At 46.4% G+C, this 17,856-nt stretch carries 16 protein-coding genes and 1 tRNA gene; 9 read left to right on the plus strand and 8 right to left on the minus strand.

Going from position 1 to position 17,856, the window contains the following annotated elements; translation table 11 throughout:
- Positions 1-42 precede the first annotated feature (42 nt).
- On the plus strand, positions 43-1,131 hold the full coding sequence (cheB, locus tag QUA02_RS15435) for a chemotaxis-specific protein-glutamate methyltransferase CheB (protein ID WP_333029051.1): 1,089 nt from the start codon (positions 43-45) through the stop codon (positions 1,129-1,131).
- A 208-nt stretch (positions 1,132-1,339) separates the two neighbouring features.
- Here the strand turns inward: cheB and QUA02_RS15440 are convergent, their stop codons facing one another.
- A complete protein-coding gene (locus QUA02_RS15440; protein ID WP_333029053.1) occupies positions 1,340-1,729 on the minus strand; it encodes a response regulator in 390 nt (129 codons plus the stop codon).
- A gap of 585 nt (positions 1,730-2,314) precedes the next feature.
- Here QUA02_RS15440 and QUA02_RS15445 point away from each other — a divergent pair.
- Entirely contained in the window at positions 2,315-2,737 is a 423-nt protein-coding gene (locus QUA02_RS15445) for a hypothetical protein (RefSeq protein WP_333029055.1), read from the plus strand.
- 235 nt (positions 2,738-2,972) lie between these two features.
- A tRNA-Gln gene (locus QUA02_RS15450) sits at positions 2,973-3,044 on the plus strand.
- A 129-nt stretch (positions 3,045-3,173) separates the two neighbouring features.
- Here QUA02_RS15450 and QUA02_RS15455 read toward each other — a convergent pair.
- Entirely contained in the window at positions 3,174-4,490 is a 1,317-nt protein-coding gene (locus tag QUA02_RS15455) for a serine hydrolase (RefSeq protein WP_333029057.1), read from the minus strand.
- Between the two features lie 177 nt (positions 4,491-4,667).
- On the opposite strand from QUA02_RS15455, the gene QUA02_RS15460 reads away from it, so the two are divergent.
- Positions 4,668-5,774, plus strand: coding sequence for an N-acetylmuramoyl-L-alanine amidase-like domain-containing protein (locus QUA02_RS15460; RefSeq protein WP_333029058.1), 1,107 nt, complete (start codon positions 4,668-4,670; stop codon positions 5,772-5,774).
- A 54-nt stretch (positions 5,775-5,828) separates the two neighbouring features.
- Here QUA02_RS15460 and QUA02_RS33630 read toward each other — a convergent pair whose 3' ends face one another.
- Positions 5,829-6,056 carry a ribosomal maturation YjgA family protein gene (locus tag QUA02_RS33630; protein ID WP_445305173.1) on the minus strand — a complete coding sequence of 76 codons (228 nt, stop codon included), beginning with the start codon at positions 6,054-6,056 and terminating at the stop codon, positions 5,829-5,831.
- A gap of 834 nt (positions 6,057-6,890) precedes the next feature.
- Here QUA02_RS33630 and QUA02_RS15465 point away from each other — a divergent pair.
- Positions 6,891-7,634: a TylF/MycF/NovP-related O-methyltransferase gene (locus QUA02_RS15465; RefSeq protein WP_333029059.1), complete on the plus strand. Its 744-nt coding sequence runs from the start codon at positions 6,891-6,893 to the stop codon at positions 7,632-7,634.
- Positions 7,635-7,870: 236 nt separating this feature from the next.
- Here the strand turns inward: QUA02_RS15465 and QUA02_RS15470 are convergent, their stop codons facing one another.
- Together QUA02_RS15470 and QUA02_RS15475 are read right to left on the minus strand one after the other, a co-directional pair.
- On the minus strand, positions 7,871-9,283 hold the full coding sequence (locus QUA02_RS15470; protein ID WP_333029060.1) for a D-alanyl-D-alanine carboxypeptidase: 1,413 nt from the start codon (positions 9,281-9,283) through the stop codon (positions 7,871-7,873).
- A gap of 576 nt (positions 9,284-9,859) precedes the next feature.
- Positions 9,860-10,195 carry a ribbon-helix-helix domain-containing protein gene (locus QUA02_RS15475; RefSeq protein WP_039886507.1) on the minus strand — a complete coding sequence of 112 codons (336 nt, stop codon included), beginning with the start codon at positions 10,193-10,195 and terminating at the stop codon, positions 9,860-9,862.
- Between the two features lie 574 nt (positions 10,196-10,769).
- On the opposite strand from QUA02_RS15475, the gene QUA02_RS15480 reads away from it, so the two are divergent.
- Both QUA02_RS15480 and QUA02_RS15485 read left to right on the plus strand, forming a co-directional pair.
- Positions 10,770-11,285 carry an HNH endonuclease gene (locus QUA02_RS15480; RefSeq protein WP_333029061.1) on the plus strand — a complete coding sequence of 172 codons (516 nt, stop codon included), beginning with the start codon at positions 10,770-10,772 and terminating at the stop codon, positions 11,283-11,285.
- A gap of 160 nt (positions 11,286-11,445) precedes the next feature.
- Entirely contained in the window at positions 11,446-11,844 is a 399-nt protein-coding gene (locus tag QUA02_RS15485) for an alr0857 family protein (RefSeq protein ID WP_333029062.1), read from the plus strand.
- Positions 11,845-12,026: 182 nt separating this feature from the next.
- On the opposite strand, the gene QUA02_RS15490 is transcribed toward QUA02_RS15485, so the two are convergent.
- From QUA02_RS15490 to QUA02_RS15500, 3 genes are all read right to left on the minus strand, one after another.
- Complete coding sequence (locus QUA02_RS15490; protein WP_333029064.1) at positions 12,027-14,087, minus strand: ShlB/FhaC/HecB family hemolysin secretion/activation protein; 2,061 nt, start codon at positions 14,085-14,087, stop codon at positions 12,027-12,029.
- 129 nt (positions 14,088-14,216) lie between these two features.
- Entirely contained in the window at positions 14,217-14,342 is a 126-nt protein-coding gene (locus QUA02_RS15495; protein WP_333029066.1) for a hypothetical protein, read from the minus strand.
- A gap of 93 nt (positions 14,343-14,435) precedes the next feature.
- Positions 14,436-15,302: a DUF928 domain-containing protein gene (locus QUA02_RS15500; RefSeq protein WP_333029067.1), complete on the minus strand. Its 867-nt coding sequence runs from the start codon at positions 15,300-15,302 to the stop codon at positions 14,436-14,438.
- A gap of 422 nt (positions 15,303-15,724) precedes the next feature.
- Between QUA02_RS15500 and QUA02_RS15505 the strand changes: the two genes are divergently transcribed.
- On the plus strand, positions 15,725-17,416 hold the full coding sequence (locus QUA02_RS15505) for a transglutaminase domain-containing protein (RefSeq protein ID WP_333029069.1): 1,692 nt from the start codon (positions 15,725-15,727) through the stop codon (positions 17,414-17,416).
- A gap of 108 nt (positions 17,417-17,524) precedes the next feature.
- Positions 17,525-17,665, plus strand: a complete 141-nt coding sequence (locus QUA02_RS15510) for a hypothetical protein (protein ID WP_333029071.1) — start codon at positions 17,525-17,527, stop codon at positions 17,663-17,665.
- Positions 17,666-17,856: the final 191 nt, after the last annotated feature.

Here is a 17,856-nt window from a genome sequence, read left to right on the forward strand (position 1 = left end):
TACCAATTCCCAATTCCCAATTGCCAATTACCTAAAAAACTGATGTTGTCGCCGATTAAAGTATTGTTAGTAGAAGATTCCCCAGTAGCTACGCTCGTCCTCAAGCGCATTTTTGATGCTTCGCCAGAAATCCAAGTTGTAGGAACCGCTTGCAACGGGTTAGAAGCACTAGAATTAATTCCGAAACTTCAGCCGGAAGTCATCTGTACGGATTTGAACATGGCACAAATGAACGGGTTAGAATTCACGCAGGAAGTGATGAAGAAATACCCGCGACCGATTTTAATAATTAGTGCTTCTGTACAAGCAAACGATACTCAAAATGTATTTCAAATTCTGAAAGCAGGTGCATTAGATGTTTTTCCGAAACCAATGGGCGGGTTGGCGTCAGATTACGATCGCCTCGCGCATGAATTAATCGCTAAAGTTAAAGTTTTGTCGGGAGTTAAAGTATTTACGCGGCATCAAAAGCTGGGAGCAATCCAAACAAGCGATCGCCCTATTATACAAACTAATCAACTACCAATACAGAATTGCAAATTATCCAGCAAAAATCTCAATTCTCAAACGATTAAGTTATTGGCTGTGGGCGCGTCTACAGGCGGGCCGCAAGCGCTGCACTCGATTATTTCGCAGTTTCCAGTTAATTTGCCTGTGCCGGTAATTTGTATCCAGCACATCAGTGAAGGATTTTTGCAGGGATTGGTTGACTGGTTGGGTTTTGAATCTAAACTGCCGGTAAAAATAGCGGGTTTGGGGGAATTGCCGCAAGCTGGTGTTGTCTATTTTCCGCCCGAAAAACGTCATTTAGAATTGGATGCTCAAGGGCGTTTTATTTATTCGGAAGCTGCTCCTGTGGCGGGACACTGCCCCTCTGTAACGGTAACATTTAAGTCAGTTGCTAATTTTTACGGTCGGGCGGCGGCGGGAGTTTTGCTAACAGGAATGGGCCGAGACGGTGCTGATGGTATGTTGGCGATCGCCCAACGTGGTGGCTTGACAATTGCTCAAGATGAGGCCAGTTGTGTTGTGTTCGGAATGCCGAAAGAGGCGATCGCCCTTGGTGCGGCCCAGCACGTTTTACCCGTTAGTGCGATCGCTCCTCTACTGTTGGCGAAATTAAAAGTTTAGGACAAGCGGGAGAATATAGCGGTTTGCAGTTGAATCAGGTACTGGTAATACCATTTTAGATTTTAGATTTTAGATTTGGCATGATGGAAAAATGCTATAATTTTGAGTTGGGAACTAGCAGAAACCGGGTTGCTATATCGCAATAGTTTTGTTCAGCAATCTGCCTGAAATAATCAACCCGGTTTCTTCGATGTAGCGCGGGTAACTTTTATGATTTGAGATTGATAAACTTACCAATTACTTCGCGCAACTTGTCAGCATCAAACGGCTTTGTTAAATACTCTGTCGCTCCCGCCAAACGCCCCTGTACCTTATCAAAGGCTCCATCTCGCGCTGTCAGCATGACGATCGGCAAATTCTGAAACTGAGGCAAGCTGCGCACCGTGCGGCAGAGTTCCAATCCGTCAATACCAGGCATCGAAACATCGAGCAACAAAACCGAAATTTGTTCGTGATAAATCGTTGACAAAGCATCCACTGCATTGTCTGTCACTAGAACTCGAAACTCTTTACTTAAAGCCTGTTTGACAAGTCCTTGCATCACGACGCTATCATCAACTGCCAAAATAGTTGGTACTTGACTGCTAGTTGCAGACATATTCTTCTCCCTGTTTATTTAATAGTTATTGAAAATAGAAAACATAATTCCCGCCGTCAATTTTTGAGAATTGCCTCTGCTAAATAATTGCCAACCCCATTGGAGCGTTAGTAGAAATTTTACCTTTGTTTTTTTGACCTCAAACTCCAAAAAAGGGATTGCCCGAGGGGTCGATCGGCGATTACAACAGTTGCAAAATGTGCATCCAAACCCTTAAACCCTCGACGGTCGAGTTTGACCAACTATTTTTACAAAGTTTAACATCTTAACATCTTTTGTACTTCATCTCCTAACTTTAGTTGAGCCGCAGCCTGTGGCATCGCTCGGTAAATGACACTGGTATTGTGGCACAAACCAATTATTTTAATCTACCAGCAAGCCAGCTACCACGATTAGACAAGTCTCTTAAGATACAATTAGACTGCTTAAAAAATTCTATGTAAGCTATCCGCCATCTATTTATGAAAGCTGCTTCCTCCCGATCGAGGCTCTTAGATTTAGCCCGCCGGAGGTATTCAAAAGCATAGTCAACTGGAATTATAATTTCTACAGTCTTATATCTGCGGTGCTCTAACTCATCTGAGCTTGATTGACGCCGCACGCCACTGGTTGAAGTCGCAGCTAGGTATCGATCGAACTTTTGCCCACCGTTACCTGAATTTTTGCGATCCCGCGATCGACCACACTCCCGAAGAGTTCGCCATCAGCTCAAACTCTCTCTCGGAATTTGACCCGGCAATTCCCCTGCAAAAACCTGCGGTTGCTCCCGAATCTGCGCTCGAACCCCCTGCAAATTCCTTCCAGAAACAGCAACAAGCCGTCATTGTCCGAGACGCTTCCACAGACGTGCGATTTGCCGAACATCCGCTAACCGTTTCCTATCCCTTCGTGATAATTGCTCGAATCCCAGTCCTCACCTCTATTAAGCTGTCGGGCATCTTGCGTTGTATTTTTCGGGCGGGCGGGACACCCCACAAGAATTTCATCAAACTTGACTTTAAAATTTAGATGCGCCTCAGCTTAGCTACCAGATTGTGGTGGAAAAACACCGAGGCCGCTTGAAGTGTATCTCCCAAGCCTGACAGGGAGCGGAGTTCAGGATCGAAATCCCGCTGGCTCGCCCCGCTGCGGTTAAAGAATAAACCTGCGGGCGATCGGTTTCAAAAAGATTTTTTAAATTTTATTGTCAAAGTGCTTGACAGATTCCCATGTCTGGGTGTTACTATAGTAAATGTTGAGACGTTGGGGCGTCGCCAAGTGGTAAGGCAGCTGGTTTTGGTCCAGCCATTCAGAGGTTCGAATCCTTTCGCCCCAGTTAAATTGTGCCCGGTGAATCAATTATCTGATAATTGTGTTGCCTCCGCGCTTCGCCAGCGAGACAGGAGTGAAGTCCTCACTACCAACCAATTTTATTGTGGTTGTTCGATCGGACACGATCTCACTCCTAACTGCTGGGCCCGCGAGCGTTTAGCCGATCGAACACGTATCGGGAAATTGCCGGAAATGCTGTTTCGTCCTTGGCATAAGCCGGATCGTCTGCGAAAACGACTAAAATATAAATCGCGCGATCGTCTAAAGTCCTGACAAATGCCGCTTCGCTGCGCGATTTGGAAGTATAGCCCACTTTGGAACCAAAATAAATATTAGTTGGTAAAGATTCGCCCAGAAATCCTTGTATCGAATTGCTAGGGTCATTTTTCCATGCCTTGGGGTCTAAATCTCTTGTCAGCAAGTAAGCCATTTTGCGGCTGGCGACGCTAGAAACCGCTTGCCTAGTATAGATTTCATATATTAATCGGGCGGCTTGGTCGGTAGTTACTTGATTGCGAATCGGCTGGGAAGCATCGCCCCGCAATTGCAAGTCGCGACCGATTGGACCTTCTTGCTTCAAATAGTATATGGGATAATTTTTGGTGCTTATACGAATATCATTGTAGCCTGCTGACTGGAAAAATGAGTTAATTTGCGTGCGCTTTTTCAGCCATGTTTGCAACTCTTCTCCTGCGAGCCGTCCGCCGGATTTTGTATCTGTGATTTTGTCTAAAAGCCTGCTGGCTGCATCGTTGTTGGAGACACCAATCATTTGTTCTAGGTCGTCTTTAAAGGCAGATTCTCTTTGCGTAATGATGCCTTTTTCGATGGCTGAGTAAAAGGCTGCCATCCAAAATAACTTGGCAACGCTAGCGGGAAATCGGAGAGTTTGATTTTGATATCCGGCGAAGGTGTGAGTTTTGGAATTACTGACATCAAATAAGGTAATTGATAGCTGTTCTGTGGGCAGTCCTTTACTGCTTGCAATCTTCACAGCTTCATCAACAATCCCTTGCAATTCTTGAGAGTAAACTGGATTGGGAGGTGTTTTGATGTTGTAGCTGAAGGTAGGCTCGCTTTGACGATCGGCTAAATTTTGCGATGTTTGAATTGTCGGAGGCGAGAGTGTTTCTTGAGGCGAGATGGGCTGTTGAGCCAAGATGACTGGCGGTTCTGGGGGACGGCGAATTCTGAACGGTATTGTGACAATCCAACCGATCGCGATGACCCCAGCAATTAAGCACAGGATGTTACGGTATTTTAAGCGAGAAAATTTCGTCCTGACTCGGCGACGGGATTGGACAGGACGCTGGCTGCTTTGGCGACGAGATTGGACTGGGCCCTCGCTGCTTTGGCGTCGCGGCCCGATTGGGCCTCGGGGGCGGATTGGGTCTCGGGGCCCGATTGGGCCTCTGGGCTGGATTGGGCGGCGTCGGCGTTCTACTTGCATTGTGTTGTGGTATCAAACTCGCACGATCAGTTTATAATAGGGCGGCGTCTAAATGACAAGTGTGTCGATCGAGTCCGAGTAGTGTCAATTTTATCTGTCTGCTAGGCTGATTGAGACTTCTAATAATTGTAAAAATTTCAGGATAGCACTGAGTTGAAGCAAAATCCTTTGAAAAACATGAGAAATTTTTGGAGTCTGGCTGTTTTGGGATTTGCGATCGCCGGCGCGAATAATTTTTTGATACCTCATGTTTGGGCATTTCAGTCTCAACCTGCTGCGGGCTCGGTTGTCGATCGACAAACAGAAGGACAGGGCGCTGATGTAGCAACTCAGTTGACGGGAGAAAGCGAAAATCGGGAAGCAACAAAAAAGCAAACTGTTTCCAGTTTCCCGAGTCTGTTGTGGGACTTCAACAATTTACCGGAAATTGCCTATACCCAATTGCTGGAGGTGCTGGCCAGACGACCGGACTCAAATAATACGGAGAGAGAAACCGCTGCACAATCCGAAGACATAGCACGTTTTGAAAAGATTGTACAGTATGCAAAAAAACAAAATTTGCACGATCGACCGATCGGAGAAATCGTGCAGGCGATCGCCGATAATTTCCTAGGAAAACCATACGCCGAGGGTTTGCTGGACAAACCCGGCGAAGAAAAGTTGATCGTAACGTTGAATAAATTTGATTGCGTTTTGTTTGTAGAAACCGTTTTGGCGATCGCCAGGGGCGTAGCAGTACAAGATTACGACTATCAAAATTTTGTAAATCGCATAGAAGAACAGCGGTATTTAAACGGTAAAATCAACGGTTATTGCAGCAGATTGCATTATTTTTCCGAATGGATTAACGACAATCAAAAACGGCAAACAGTGGAAAATATCACCGCTGAATTAGGCGGAGTGCCCATGAATAAAACACTAAATTTCATGAGCCAGCACCGCAGCAGTTACCCACAAATGGTCAAAGACGAAGCAACTTATCAGTGCATTGTCAGCCAAGAAGCAGACTTAGCCAAAACTACTGTTAATTACATCCCGACAAATCGGATAAAAAGTGTTTATTCTCAGTTAAAACCGGGGGATATTGTAGCGGTAGCCACGGATGTTAAAGGATTGGATGTCACCCACACGGGTTTAGTCTACCGCAATTCTGACGGGAACCTCGGTTTAATTCACGCTTCGCCGGCGGGGCAGGTGACAGTTGCTTACGACTTGCAAAGATATATTAGCCGAGTCGAAAGTGCGATCGGCATAGTAGTCGCTAGGCCGATAGATCCCAGATAAAGATGATATGTGAGGTTATCAAAAGAAAGGACTAAAGTCCTTACTACGAACCTGTTATGATTTTTGGTGTCTTTTCAGGATTTTATGCTTCAGGCAAACCACCAAAACCCAGTCCAGAATACATCCCAAAATATAGCCGATAAAATCCTCGCAAGCAAAGCCGCTACCGATAAATAAACGCCCGAATAATGTAGCCCTAATCCATTGCAAAAAATGAGGATGCCACAGTTGGCTAAATTCAATTACGGAGTTAAAAATGAAAACTCCCCATTCTTTTAACAACTGATTACCAATAAACTAGGTTTATTGCCGATCGCCTACTCATATCAATTCCGGTTGCATCGGAATTAATATTACCCGAAATCAGGACACGGCAGTGCCGTGTCCCTACAATTAATCGCGGTAGGGAAACGGCACTGCCGTGTCCTCTATATCATTCCGGCGCAGCCGGAATTGATATCAGGGATGACGCAACTGCCTCGTTAGCGCAGCCCTCGAAGAGGATCGCACTCCTCAGCCGGCTGGTCGTCATAATTTACCTCCTGGTGAATTGACAAAACGTGAGAACCTACCGACCATCAGGCTTTACCTGAGATATGAATTGAAGTAATTGCCTCTTTTTTCTGAAAGAGAGATGATTTCATGCTTTGCAGCGGCATTTCATCCAGATTTCATAATTGCGTGCTATTCTAGAGAAGTAAACCAATTTGGAGTATCTCAGGTAGCAACATTTTCTTTCGGTACTCTATCTCTAGTCTCAATGAAGTGAGTGTTCCTCAACTTCTTGGCCAAGATATAATTTTCATTTATTCTATTTAAAGTCATTGCTATTAGCAGCTTCCAAAACGTTTATTCCAGCGCTATTCCAAACTATGTAATGCCAAATCCGGGTCAATCCATCCCCTTGATGATACGGTAGGGTGCGTCGCTAATTGTATAGTGGTAAATAGCCAGAATTTTCGCAGCGACGCACCCTACTTTTACGCTTTGCCTAAAGGCGGTATTATACCCGGATTTGGTATAGTTCGGTTCCACTGCTATGCTGCTGATGCCAGGATTCTAAGTGAAGTCATCCATCCTCTCAACCACTATTCACGATTTCATCTAGCAAACTACATGAACAATACTTTTATTGCAAATTATTTTGATTGGGATCACCGGACTCCACGCAAACGCCATCGTTTGGCTAATTTGGTATTGAATAAATTTCGCTTGAACGGTCAAGTTATTCCAAAATCACCTGGCATGGCAAATGTAGAAGCTCGAATGAATATTTTTCATTTGGCAAGCCAAACAGCAGCATACAAAGTATCTGGTGATGTTGTCGAAGTTGGTTGTAATGCTGGCGAAAGCTCCATTGTGATCCAAAAAGTTCTGAAGGAGTATGCACCGGATAAACAATTTCATGTGTTTGACAGCTTTGAAGGGCTTCCAAAACTACAAGGAGACGATATTAAAGATGGAGTATACGATCAAGGTTCGATGACAGCGAGACTAGACGAATTCAAAAAGAATTTTTCCGATATTGGACTGGATCTACCACATATTCATAAAGGATGGTTCGAGGAAACTGTTCCTTCCTGTCTTCCAGATAAGATAAGCTTTGCAATTGTGGACGGCGATCTATATAGCTCTACTAAATATGTACTGCCCCATGTTTACGAGCGTCTAACGCCAGGAGCTATTTGCTTATTTGGCATTTATTATGATGAAAAGGTGTTTTCACGTCCACATACTGCTGAGCCTTTCAAATCGCCTGGTGTAAAACGTGCTTGTGATGAGTTTTTTGCAGACAAGCCTGAAAAAGTCTCTGTACTCTATGCTTGTGAGTATTCCAACGGCTATTTTCGCAAGCTGTAGAGACAGAGCAGTTTTAGGGGAATAATAATCTGGTGTTTCTATCCTGAGAGTGTTTCATCACCTTTCTAAATAGGGCATTCCTCGGAATTTGCCGATCGGTAATAAATCTTGTTTATTGCCGATCGCCAACACATAGAATGAGGCAAATCCGTCGCACCAAGACGCGGGCTAGGTGCTTGTGGCGCCACCTTACGCTAATTAAAAATCAAGGACTAAAATCCTTACTACAAACCCAATCAATTGACAATTTCGCTGCGAGATACCTTACTATTTCTAGCAGGATTTGGCGTTAATTCGGGCGGCGAAACTTGAACACTTCCCCACTCATTCAAAAAGCTTTTCAGCAAAACCTCTTGCTGAGTGCGAAATGTCTCGACATTAGCCCCGCGATTCATAATCACAAACCACACTGTTTCTTGTTTTTGAGTTGGCAGCGCTCCGCCCAAAGCGCTAACATTATCCAACGTGCCAGATTTGACTACTGCTAATTTGGGAAGCGGCCGTTCTGACAGTATTCCTTTATCTTTCCCAACTACAGTTAAGACATCAGCAACTGTCATGCTGTAAGGTTGAAGATAGCGTTCTAAAGCTATGAACAACGCGCAAGCAGCCCGGGGAGAAATGAGATTTTCTTCGCTTAAGCCCGAACCGTTGACGAGTTGAATTTCTGCGGTAGGAACTCCGGTTGCTGCTGCTGCTTTTTTCGCGACTGTTTTGGCGCCGCCGACAGTATCAGCTAGCATCTCTGCCATGAGATTGTTGCTGTACTGATTCATTTTTTTGATCAGTTCGACGAGGGGCAAAGAATAATGTTTGACTAAAGGCTGCACGCTGTTGGGAGGTGCTGGCAAAACTTTTACAGTACCCTCAATTGCTATTTGGGGTTTCGGCGTATTTGGAGGCAGTGTTTGATACTGGACGGCGGCTTCGCTGGGCCAGATTTGACTGTTCAATCCTTGTTTGAGCAATTCTCCCGATTTGAGGGGATCGAGTTCAAAGTTCATGTAAAACTTATCGGCAATTATTAAATTACCAGTGACTCGCTTGATGCCTTTTTGATTTAAGGCGTTACCGAGGGCGATCGCCTCTTCCCAAACAAACAACGGATCTTCGCTTCCCCGAACAATTAAATCGCCTTTTAATACGCCGTTTTCAATTTTTCCTGTTGTACCAATTAAGGTAATAAATTGATGTTCCGGCCCGAATTCTTGCAGCGCTACCAGAGATGTTGCTACTTTGGTAATAGAAGCGGCTGACAGAGGAACTGTACCTTGATGATTGGCTAGCAAAGTATTGCCAGATTGCATCCAGATCCCTTGGTCTTCTTTGGCAAAACCTTGTGCTGTCAACCCGTTGAGATATTGCTGGATTTTGGTATTTGTGGGAGTTTCGGGATTGTTAGCAGAGACTGTTAAGGGCTGACTTGGTTTAACCGGTGGCGGGGAAGATTCAGCTACAGGAGAGGGAGATGCAAGTTGGGGCGATCCAGTAGCGGCGCATCCGGCAATAATTGTGAGAAGGGCGATCGAACTTACAGCAGTCAAGTAGGGGTTTTTCAGCATTACCTTAATTTTTTTCATCAAATTTACGATCGTCTGTTCGGCACGCCCGATGGAAAGTTTAGCACTAGCCCGCGCGTTTTGGAGCATCCGCATCTGCGTTACCAGAATTGCGAACCGCTGACATTAGCTATCTTCTTCTCCATCTTTCTTCGCGCTCTACCCTACGGGAACGGCTTCGCCGAAAGCGTTTTCGTGGTTGGTTAAATAGATATTATTTAAAGACTGCGGAATTTTATACCAATAGTCCGGACTGTTTTAGTTCGCAGTCTGAAACCTTCGATTTTTCGTTAGTAGCTCACATCTTGGATCATTCTCAAGAACAGGCAAGATGCCTGTTCCACAACCAGTGCAATTTCTTGTGGGGTGGGCAGGAGAGCCCGCCCATAAAAAGCTTATTGAAAATGGTGCAAGATGTCAGTTGGTAGCGAACTTGCAGAATCGCCTTGAAACCCTTATGCTACGGTTGGCAATCAAAAACTGTCCGAAGTATTGTTATACCAGTTCCCAAAAATAATGCAACTCTAGACCAGCGATCCAAACCCTTATCTTATAAGCCATTCCCAATTCTAAAATCTAAAATCTAAAATCTAAAATAGTACGAACTTCAGCGCCTGGGGCCTTCACCCCAGGCCGATCGCTCTCACAAATTTTCGATAAACTGGTTTATCCAGCCATACTCCCTATACTCAGCGGCACCATTTCCCCGTGCATCGTCAGGCCTAATAACATCGGCCCGCCCGGTCGGATCAACTCTCCTGTAAGCGCGCAGCGTTCCTCCTGCTGTGCTGTGGCATTAATGCTGGCTCGAATATCCGATCGAGAAAACATCTGGCGATACTCTCCAGACTTCTGCTGCACGTAATTCCAGAGCAAATCTCGAATCAAAGCTTGATAGCCTTGATTGCCCGCGAGCTCTTTGAGTCTCTCCTTGAGCTCTCTTTCCAGTCGAATGCTGGTGACTTCCATTTCGGTGGTTGAGGTTCTAGGTAGGGTATGCATAATTTTTCTCCGTGACAGGGTGGACATATGTGTAATATCAGTGTAGTATGTTTAAAGCTAGATTTAAAGGTCTCTTACCACTTTCTGCCGACTTTGAAATTTCTCCCCACCTACTCCACCTATCAACTGAAGTGCGATCGCCCCAGGGGTCGCTCCGAGTCGTTACAGCACGTCTTTAGGACGGGTTTGGCGACCGTCGCAGCGACCTCGCGGGCGGGCCGGGGCCCAATTAAACCCGGTTATAGTGGATTAGGACAAATTGCAGAAATTCATGACAACGAGGTAGACCGGCATGGTCTGCAAGTGGCACAGCCATATCGAGATACGCGAAGCGGGAGGTACAGCTAAACTACTGTACCAAGACAGGATGAAAATTTGCCTTTAGCAGTTTTTCTAGCCCCCGTTTCTAAGTAAGAGAAGCGGGGGCATTTGATTGGATATTTGAGAAATTCGATCGGCTTGGGGAACTGGCAAAAAACCAGATGTAGCCAATGCTGATGAAGCACCCAAAATTCAAAATCCCAAATCTAAAATCCAAAATCTAAAATCCAAAATTGATGAGGAGGAGCAAGCCGTGACCGTAGTAAGTGATGTATTGAGGCAATCTGTGGTGGTATTTTCTCAGAATTACCTACCGATGAGCCGTGTCAACATCAAACGGGCGATCGTACTTTTGGTAACAGGCAAGGCTGAACCTCTGGATTTTAGCATCGGCAACGGCTGGCTGGTGCGATCGCCCAGCACCAGCATCCACGTACCCGAACAAATCCGCTTGACTTTTGGTAACAGGGAACGGGTGTGGAAAGTGCCGCCGGTCAATCGCCGGGAAGTTCTGCGCCGCGACGTTCATTCTTGCCAATACTGCGGTAGCAACCGGCATTTGACGCTGGATCACGTGATGCCTCGATCGAAGGGCGGCCCGCATACTTGGGACAACGTGGTGACTGCTTGCGAACGGTGCAACTCCCGTAAGGGCGATCGAACTCCCGTAGAAGCTGGAATGCCTCTGCGAACTAAGCCGAAAGCCCCCATACACCCCACTGTTGCTTTTGCCGAACTGTTTTGGCACGAATACCAAATTGGGGAATAGGGAATGGGAAGAATTTTAGATTTTAGATTTTAGATTTTAGATTTTAAATTGATGCGTAATTCTCATCTAAAATCTGCCCTAAATCCCAATTACCAATTCCCGATTACCAATTTTCAATTACCAATTTTCAACTTTCAATTCCAAATTTAGGGCTGTCAATATGCTGAAGTTGACTTACACTGAAACGGGCTTTAACCTGGAGCGTTTGGCTCAATCTCCCGAACAGTTAGTGGCGCTGCGAGTTGTGCTGGCTATGCGAGTTGGTCAAAGCATCAGCGTCGAACCGAGCACTGCGGCATTTTTGCTGCCGGCGAATTTGCCGGCGCTGTCTCTGTTGGAATCTGAGGCCCGCCGAGATGACAGCGATGCGATCGACCTTTGTGTTGCTGATGCTGACTTTGTAGAAGTGACTCTGCGCGGTACGTGGATTTCTGGCGCGTCTGAGGGGGCTGACGGCGTGTTTGCGACTGTGTTGGGCGATCGGGCAGAGCTCTTGCTGCTCAAACTCTGGCTCGAAAGTCAGGCTGCTGCGGAGGTTGTCGGGGAAGTCGGCGATTAATATCGGATGTTGAACAAGGAAGAGGTTCGAGGGAAGAAGCAAGAGAGAAGAAGCAAGAAGGAAATATTTTCTTCATCTTTCACTCGGAGACTCTCTCCCTCGGACACTCCCCCACAAAGAACCATCTCCCCTCTGCCATAACAGACAATTTATATGCGTAGCATCCCGGCCGATCGCTCATTTTAGGGCGTATAAATTATGTTGAAGTAAATGCCCTTATCTTGCAGATTGTCGCCCCGATCGCTAATTCTCACCAAAGGAAAAGCGTAATCTACTCGCAGGTTGACCCGCTGTATCGGTTCCCAGATTACCCCCAAACCTAAACCTGCTAAAAATGTCTGATTGGTTAATTTATTAGGATTGTTCGCAACGTTCCATACCGTACCCGCATCCAAAAAAGGAGCTAATTGAAGTTTGGGATTTCCCGAAGCATCGCGCTGCAAAGTAATCCGATCTTCGATCGAAACTCTGAACCCGTTATCGCCAGAACGGACATTTTGGCGGTAGCCGCGCAAAGATTGCCCGCCGCCAATTACAAATTGCTGCGAAGGCAACAAACTATTAGCTGACAACTGCAAGTCTGACTGCAAAATTAATAAATGTTTGTCGTTCAATCGCTGTACTCGCTGCACTTGACCCAGCCAACTAAAAAATTGTCCGTCTGGATCGGAACCTTCGTTTTGAGTAGCATCAAACAAGCTAGTCCCGATCGTAAATTGCGATCGCACGGCCCAAGCACCCTGCGGGTCGCGCCGAATGTAGTCTTGTCCCAGCTTAATTGCAGTCGTAGTCGTGACACCTTTGGAGTCCGGGCCGATGCCAAAAGGAACCGGTTCGCCGGCGAGAAAAGTTCTGCCTGTCTGATAAGTAAGACCGACAGATAAGGCAAATTCTTCGATCGGCGTTCTCCGCAGCGGCTGGCGGTAACTGAGTTCAAATAAATGCGATTTGCCCGAAATGTCAAAAGTGTCAAAAGGTTCTTCTACAATACTGTTGCGGTTCGGCGCCGCCCTCAATTGCAAAGTGCCGTTCATCGCATTTAGCGGCACGCGATAGCTGAAATCAAACACGTCTGAATCGCCTAGCGATCGGTAATAAGCCGCCGCAAGTTCGTCGCCATTTCCTGTTATATTGCGGTGCCGCAAACTAACTCCCAATCTTTCGGAACCGACGCTGGGAGGCGAGTAATTGTCAAAGCTGAAAGTAGGTTGAAACGGATTAGCTTCCGAGACTCGGACGATCAGAATGCTCTCGCCTTCATTATCCCCAGCCCGCAGGCTGGCTTCTACATTCTCAAATAAAGGATCGACTCGCAGCAGCCGGAGTTGGTCTTCTAAGGAAGCTGTGCTTAAAGGCATTCGGGCACCGAGTCGAATCCGGCTGCGGATGTAACTTGGATGCAATCTTTTAGTTCCTTCTACCTCAATTCGGGCCAGCTTGCCTTCGATAACTTGAATTTGGACTACCCCTGCGGTGATAGTTTGGGGCGGCAAGACGGCTCTCGAAGTGATGTAGCCCCGATTGAGGTAAATTTCGGTAATTTTGTCGGCGATTTGTTTGAGCTGTTCTAGGGTGGCCGAACGGCCCTCTAACGGCTTGACTAAGGCATTAATTTCGTCTTGGCTTAAAATTGTGCTGCCAACTACTTGAATTTTCTGCACCTGAATTACCTCATTCGGCAGCGGCACAGGAACTGGCGACGGGGGTTGGGGCCCTACTGTTGGAGGTATTTGGGCAGGTTCTGGGGAAGGCTGCGGGGCTGGTTGCAAAAATCGATCGCGATTTGGATCTGGCTGAGTCGGGGGCGGCGGCAGGTTTGGAGGCGCCGAGGGTGGGTTCTGGGCTAAAACATTGCAAGGTAGCTGGTTCTGACATTTGGGATCGCTGTCAACCAGATTTTTTGCTTCGGGCAAGATGCCCGCACCACAAGCAGTTTCATCGATTGTGGAACAGGCATCTTGCCTGTTCTCGGCGCGGTTCGATTGTATTTCCGGTTCAGGGTTGCTCTCGCTCGAATCCGGGAGTTGATTGAAGTTTGTTGCAGTTTCATCCTGCTGGATTTCCAGTCTTTGCAGTGCTAATACTTCGTTGCCCGGATCTGCTGAGTTGTCAGCGGCGGCGGGCAACTGAGAAATATCGGAAGTTTGGGATATAGCTTGATTGGCATAAAAGCAAGCGAGCGGGAGCGCAGTTAGAAGTGAAATCCCCAACCGAAATATTGCAATATTTGGAATCGGGCGCATAATTTATAAATTCTCTAAAATAAGTTTGTCTGCTGCTTGACTCTGCCAGTTTATCATTTAGTATTAGGCGCAATTTGACCATAAAAATTTCAACAGTCCGGCTTTCAAGAGCGTCGGAGTCCGAACTGCTTAGCACAAAAAGTTTAATTTATTTAGGACGATCGACCAAAAAACCCGGAACAGGCAAAAATCATCTGTGGCGCTGCCAAATACCGCGATCGAAACCGGGTTTTTGGTACTTGCTGCACAAGTCATACGATTTTAGATTTTAGATTTGGCAATGACTTATGGCGATCGGGGTTTGGGGCTTGCCTACCATTGCATTCTTTGCGTGAAACTGGTGTCGAATTATTTTCTTGTGATGGGTGTTAACTCACTTGCGATTAATGGTTCTCGGGCGATTTTGCCGAGTTCGACTGAGTTCAACACTTCTAACCACTTGAGCGCTAAACTGGCATCGCTGGGAAACTCCAGGCGCAATTGAGCTAGAGTTGCCAGGTACTCGTACCAGAGACCTTGTTGGGCGAAGATGCTGAGCTTGGCGCGATCGCCCGATCGATCCAACTCTGTTTTCACGGTTGGGGCGAGTGCGGTGCGGTTGATCCACCCGGAAACGAGAACATCATCTCTATAGTTTTTTGGGTTGCATTTGATAGTAAAGTACCATTGATAGTTTTTGCCCACTTCCAGGGCTGGCGAGTTGCCGTCGGAGCCGACGCTGACGCTAACGATACCAGGACGGCTAGTTACCATCCGAAAACTTTTTTTGTATAGTGTTTTGTCCCTTTCGTCTGCTAACTCAAACTGAACTGTTTTGTCCAGGGCTACGGGAAGGTAGTAGAAAAATGTCGGCTTTGCTGATATGGTTTGCCCCATAGTTGATTGGGGAATCAAGGCAGTTAAGGCAGTTGTGGCAGTGGGGCATTCTAAGCCGCGGGTTCCTCCGCCTTCCCGCCTTCCGGGTACTCCCTGCTCCGGCGGTTGAAAGCTATTCCACGTGGCTCCCAATTGCTGGCTGTTCGGTCTCCTTCCGGTTGGTTCAGGGGGTTGAACTGTTTGCCAGTTGAGGGGTAGCTGCGGTTGTGAGGGGCGCGGGACGCTGTTTGCGGGGCTGTTGAGAGCAAGAGCTGGTATTAAGAAACTACCGGCGGCAACTGCCTCTAAAGACAGAATTAAGCAAAAGACACGGATGTTTAGAGCAGACTTCCAAGCCATGACGAACCTGCCTTCTGATGAACCTAAGAACTTTATCGCACGATTTTATTCTACCCAAGGTTTTGACGGATATAGTAATCTGTTGTACTTAATTTATATCTTCCGCCAGATACGATTAGTTTGGCTGCTCTGACCAATATGGAATTGTGTGTAGCGTTTTTCAGTGGTAGCCTAGTAGTTATACTTACTTGCCTTCACGGCAGCAGGTTGGGTTGAGGTTATTAAACCTAACTTTCACAAAGACTAATATTCCGGGTTTTTTAACTCTGGGAAGAAGCTAAAACGCGTATTTTCGTAAAAAAAACCCGGTTGATGGGTTAGTCCTAGATATCAGGAACCTCGGCAATTTTGCCGGCGAACCTCAAGCATCGGCTACAAGTTACGAATCAGGTTTTCTGTACAATACCGGCAAAAAATTTAGCATGAATCTCGATTCACCAGTTCTCTCGGAGAAACAGCCTTCGGGGCTGCGGATGGTAAGACCGATCGGGGTCTTGGCACTGCACGGCATTGCTTTTTTAGGAAATAGGTTGTTCGCTGTCGATCGCGCCGAAGGGCTGCTATTGGAGATCGATCGAGAAACTGACAACACTACAGTTTTGAATCCTTGTCAAACGGCTAAGTTTGCGGGCGCAACCGGGCTGGCTATTTCGGAAGATACTCTCTGGTTTGCGCGGGATGAGGATATTTGTTGCTGTCCGGGAGCAATTCGGGACGGGGCGATGGCTGAACTCAGGCCGGAACATTTTGTTTCGCTTCCTTATCCTGCTGACGGGATTGCAGTTTGGAAATCTACGCTTTATGTGACGTGCCAGAGATTGGGCTATATTCTGGTTTTTGACCTGAAAAATGGTCGGGAAATTACTCGGTTTTACGCTCCCGGTATAGGGGTAGAAAATATCACTGTCCGGGATGAGGAACTTTGGGTTTGCGACAAGACTGAGCAAACTGTTTACTGTTTGGAACGGGCAACTGGGGAGATTAAATTTAGCGTTTTGACTCCCTTTGAGTCGCCTTCTGGTTTGGCTTTTCACAAGGATTCAGAGACGGGGGAGGAGGTTCTGTACGTGGCTTATGCTGGGGATGAACTTTACATCCGGGATGACCCAAATTCGGAAGATCCTTTTCAGTTGACGAAGCGCGATCGCACTTTTATTCAGCCTTTGTCTTTTCACTACAATGAAGCAGAGCGCTACGCTCTGTCAAGCGGTTTTTTGATGGAAATGTCTTATGTGGAGGAACTGTCTCCTCTCGATGAGGTAGAAATCGAAAATTTGGAGTGGCGAATTGCTTTGCCTTCGGAAACTCACCGGCAAAAGGTCAGGAAAATTACGCCGATCGGAATGCCTTTTACTGAGGAAATTCAGGAAGGGGAACGGGTGGCGGTGTTTAAGTTCGATCGGCTGCACCCTGGGGAACGCCGAATTTTTGGCTGGAAGGCTTTGTTAGAAGTTCGATCGATTAAGTATCAGTTGTCGCCTCGGGATGTGGAAAAGATTCCGAAGCTGTCGCCGGAGTTTGCAGCTAAGTATTTGGTGGACAATGACAATTTGGCGATGGATACGGAGATTGTGCGATCGGCTGCTGTGGCTGCCATTGGCTCGGAAACTAATATTCTGAGGCAGTTACTGAGCATTCGCAATTTTGTTTACGACCAACTTTCTTACGGGATTAGACCTCACATTGACACTCCCGATATTGTACTGCGCCGCGGCATCGGTTCTTGCGGCGAGTACGTGGGGGTGTTGTTGGCTTTGGCAAGGTTGAATCGGATTGCTTGCCGCACGATCGGGCGCTACAAGTGTCCGGCTTTTGCTGACAGAAAAGGGGTGTCGCTGGAGCCGGATTTCAATCACGTTTGGCTGGAGTTTTACATTCCGGGTTTTGGCTGGGTGCCGATGGAATCTAATCCTGATGATATTCAAGACAGAGGCCCTTATCCTTTGCGATTTTTTATGGGTTTGGCTTGGTATCACGTAGAAATTGGCAAGGGAATTCGGTTTCAAGGTCTCACGAGCGGGGGTCTTCCTTTAAACAAGGAGGATGTTTCCGTGGGGACTCTGGCAATTAATCATGTGAGGTTTACAATTTTGGAAGATTTGCCAGCAGTTTGAAGGAAGTGTTAACAGTTAACAGTTAGCCGTCAACATTCAACTGTTAACTGTTAACATTTTTAATCTAAAATCGAAAGTAGAAAATGTTAAATCAGAGGAAGATGGGTTGTGGAATTTTCGATTGCTAATATTCTCGTTTTAGTGGCTTTTGTACTGCTGCTGACGGTGACTGGCGGGGTGGCTTATTTGACGGCGGTTGAATGGCGTGATCGCAGGCGGTTAGATAAGGCTAAACGGAAAAAAAAGTAGCTGTTTGCTGTTGACAAATTGCATTTTTTATGATAAAAGACAAGGCGACCTGGTTGGGTCGCCTTGTTTTTTGATTTGAGGTATACCAGAAGGAAGAAAGAAAAAGGAAGAAGCTAGGACTTACGCATTGACAAAAAACATCATCTATGAATTCTAGATAATGAGATCACTGTTAAGGTTGGCAAAAATAT

Origin of the sequence: Microcoleus pseudofavosus SVA1_A4 (assembly GCF_036700565.1) — a bacterium.
Lineage (GTDB): Bacteria > Cyanobacteriota > Cyanobacteriia > Cyanobacteriales > Microcoleaceae > Microcoleus.

Bases quoted from the DNA above. Each gene is read 5' to 3' on its own strand.
- QUA02_RS15490 (WP_333029064.1), bottom strand. From the start codon at position 14,087: ATGCGCCCGATTCCAAATATTGCAATATTTCGGTTGGGGATTTCACTT.
- QUA02_RS15460 (WP_333029058.1), top strand. From the start codon at position 4,668: ATGAGAAATTTTTGGAGTCTGGCTGTTTTGGGATTTGCGATCGCCGGC.
- QUA02_RS15455 (WP_333029057.1), bottom strand. From the start codon at position 4,490: ATGCAAGTAGAACGCCGACGCCGCCCAATCCAGCCCAGAGGCCCAATC.
- QUA02_RS15470 (WP_333029060.1), bottom strand. From the start codon at position 9,283: ATGCTCCAAAACGCGCGGGCTAGTGCTAAACTTTCCATCGGGCGTGCC.
- QUA02_RS15500 (WP_333029067.1), bottom strand. From the start codon at position 15,302: ATGGCTTGGAAGTCTGCTCTAAACATCCGTGTCTTTTGCTTAATTCTG.
- QUA02_RS15440 (WP_333029053.1), bottom strand. From the start codon at position 1,729: ATGTCTGCAACTAGCAGTCAAGTACCAACTATTTTGGCAGTTGATGAT.
- QUA02_RS15495 (WP_333029066.1), bottom strand. From the start codon at position 14,342: ATGACTTGTGCAGCAAGTACCAAAAACCCGGTTTCGATCGCGGTATTT.
- cheB (WP_333029051.1), top strand. From the start codon at position 43: ATGTTGTCGCCGATTAAAGTATTGTTAGTAGAAGATTCCCCAGTAGCT.
- QUA02_RS15475 (WP_039886507.1), bottom strand. From the start codon at position 10,195: ATGCATACCCTACCTAGAACCTCAACCACCGAAATGGAAGTCACCAGC.
- QUA02_RS15485 (WP_333029062.1), top strand. From the start codon at position 11,446: ATGCTGAAGTTGACTTACACTGAAACGGGCTTTAACCTGGAGCGTTTG.
- QUA02_RS15465 (WP_333029059.1), top strand. From the start codon at position 6,891: ATGAACAATACTTTTATTGCAAATTATTTTGATTGGGATCACCGGACT.
- QUA02_RS15505 (WP_333029069.1), top strand. From the start codon at position 15,725: ATGAATCTCGATTCACCAGTTCTCTCGGAGAAACAGCCTTCGGGGCTG.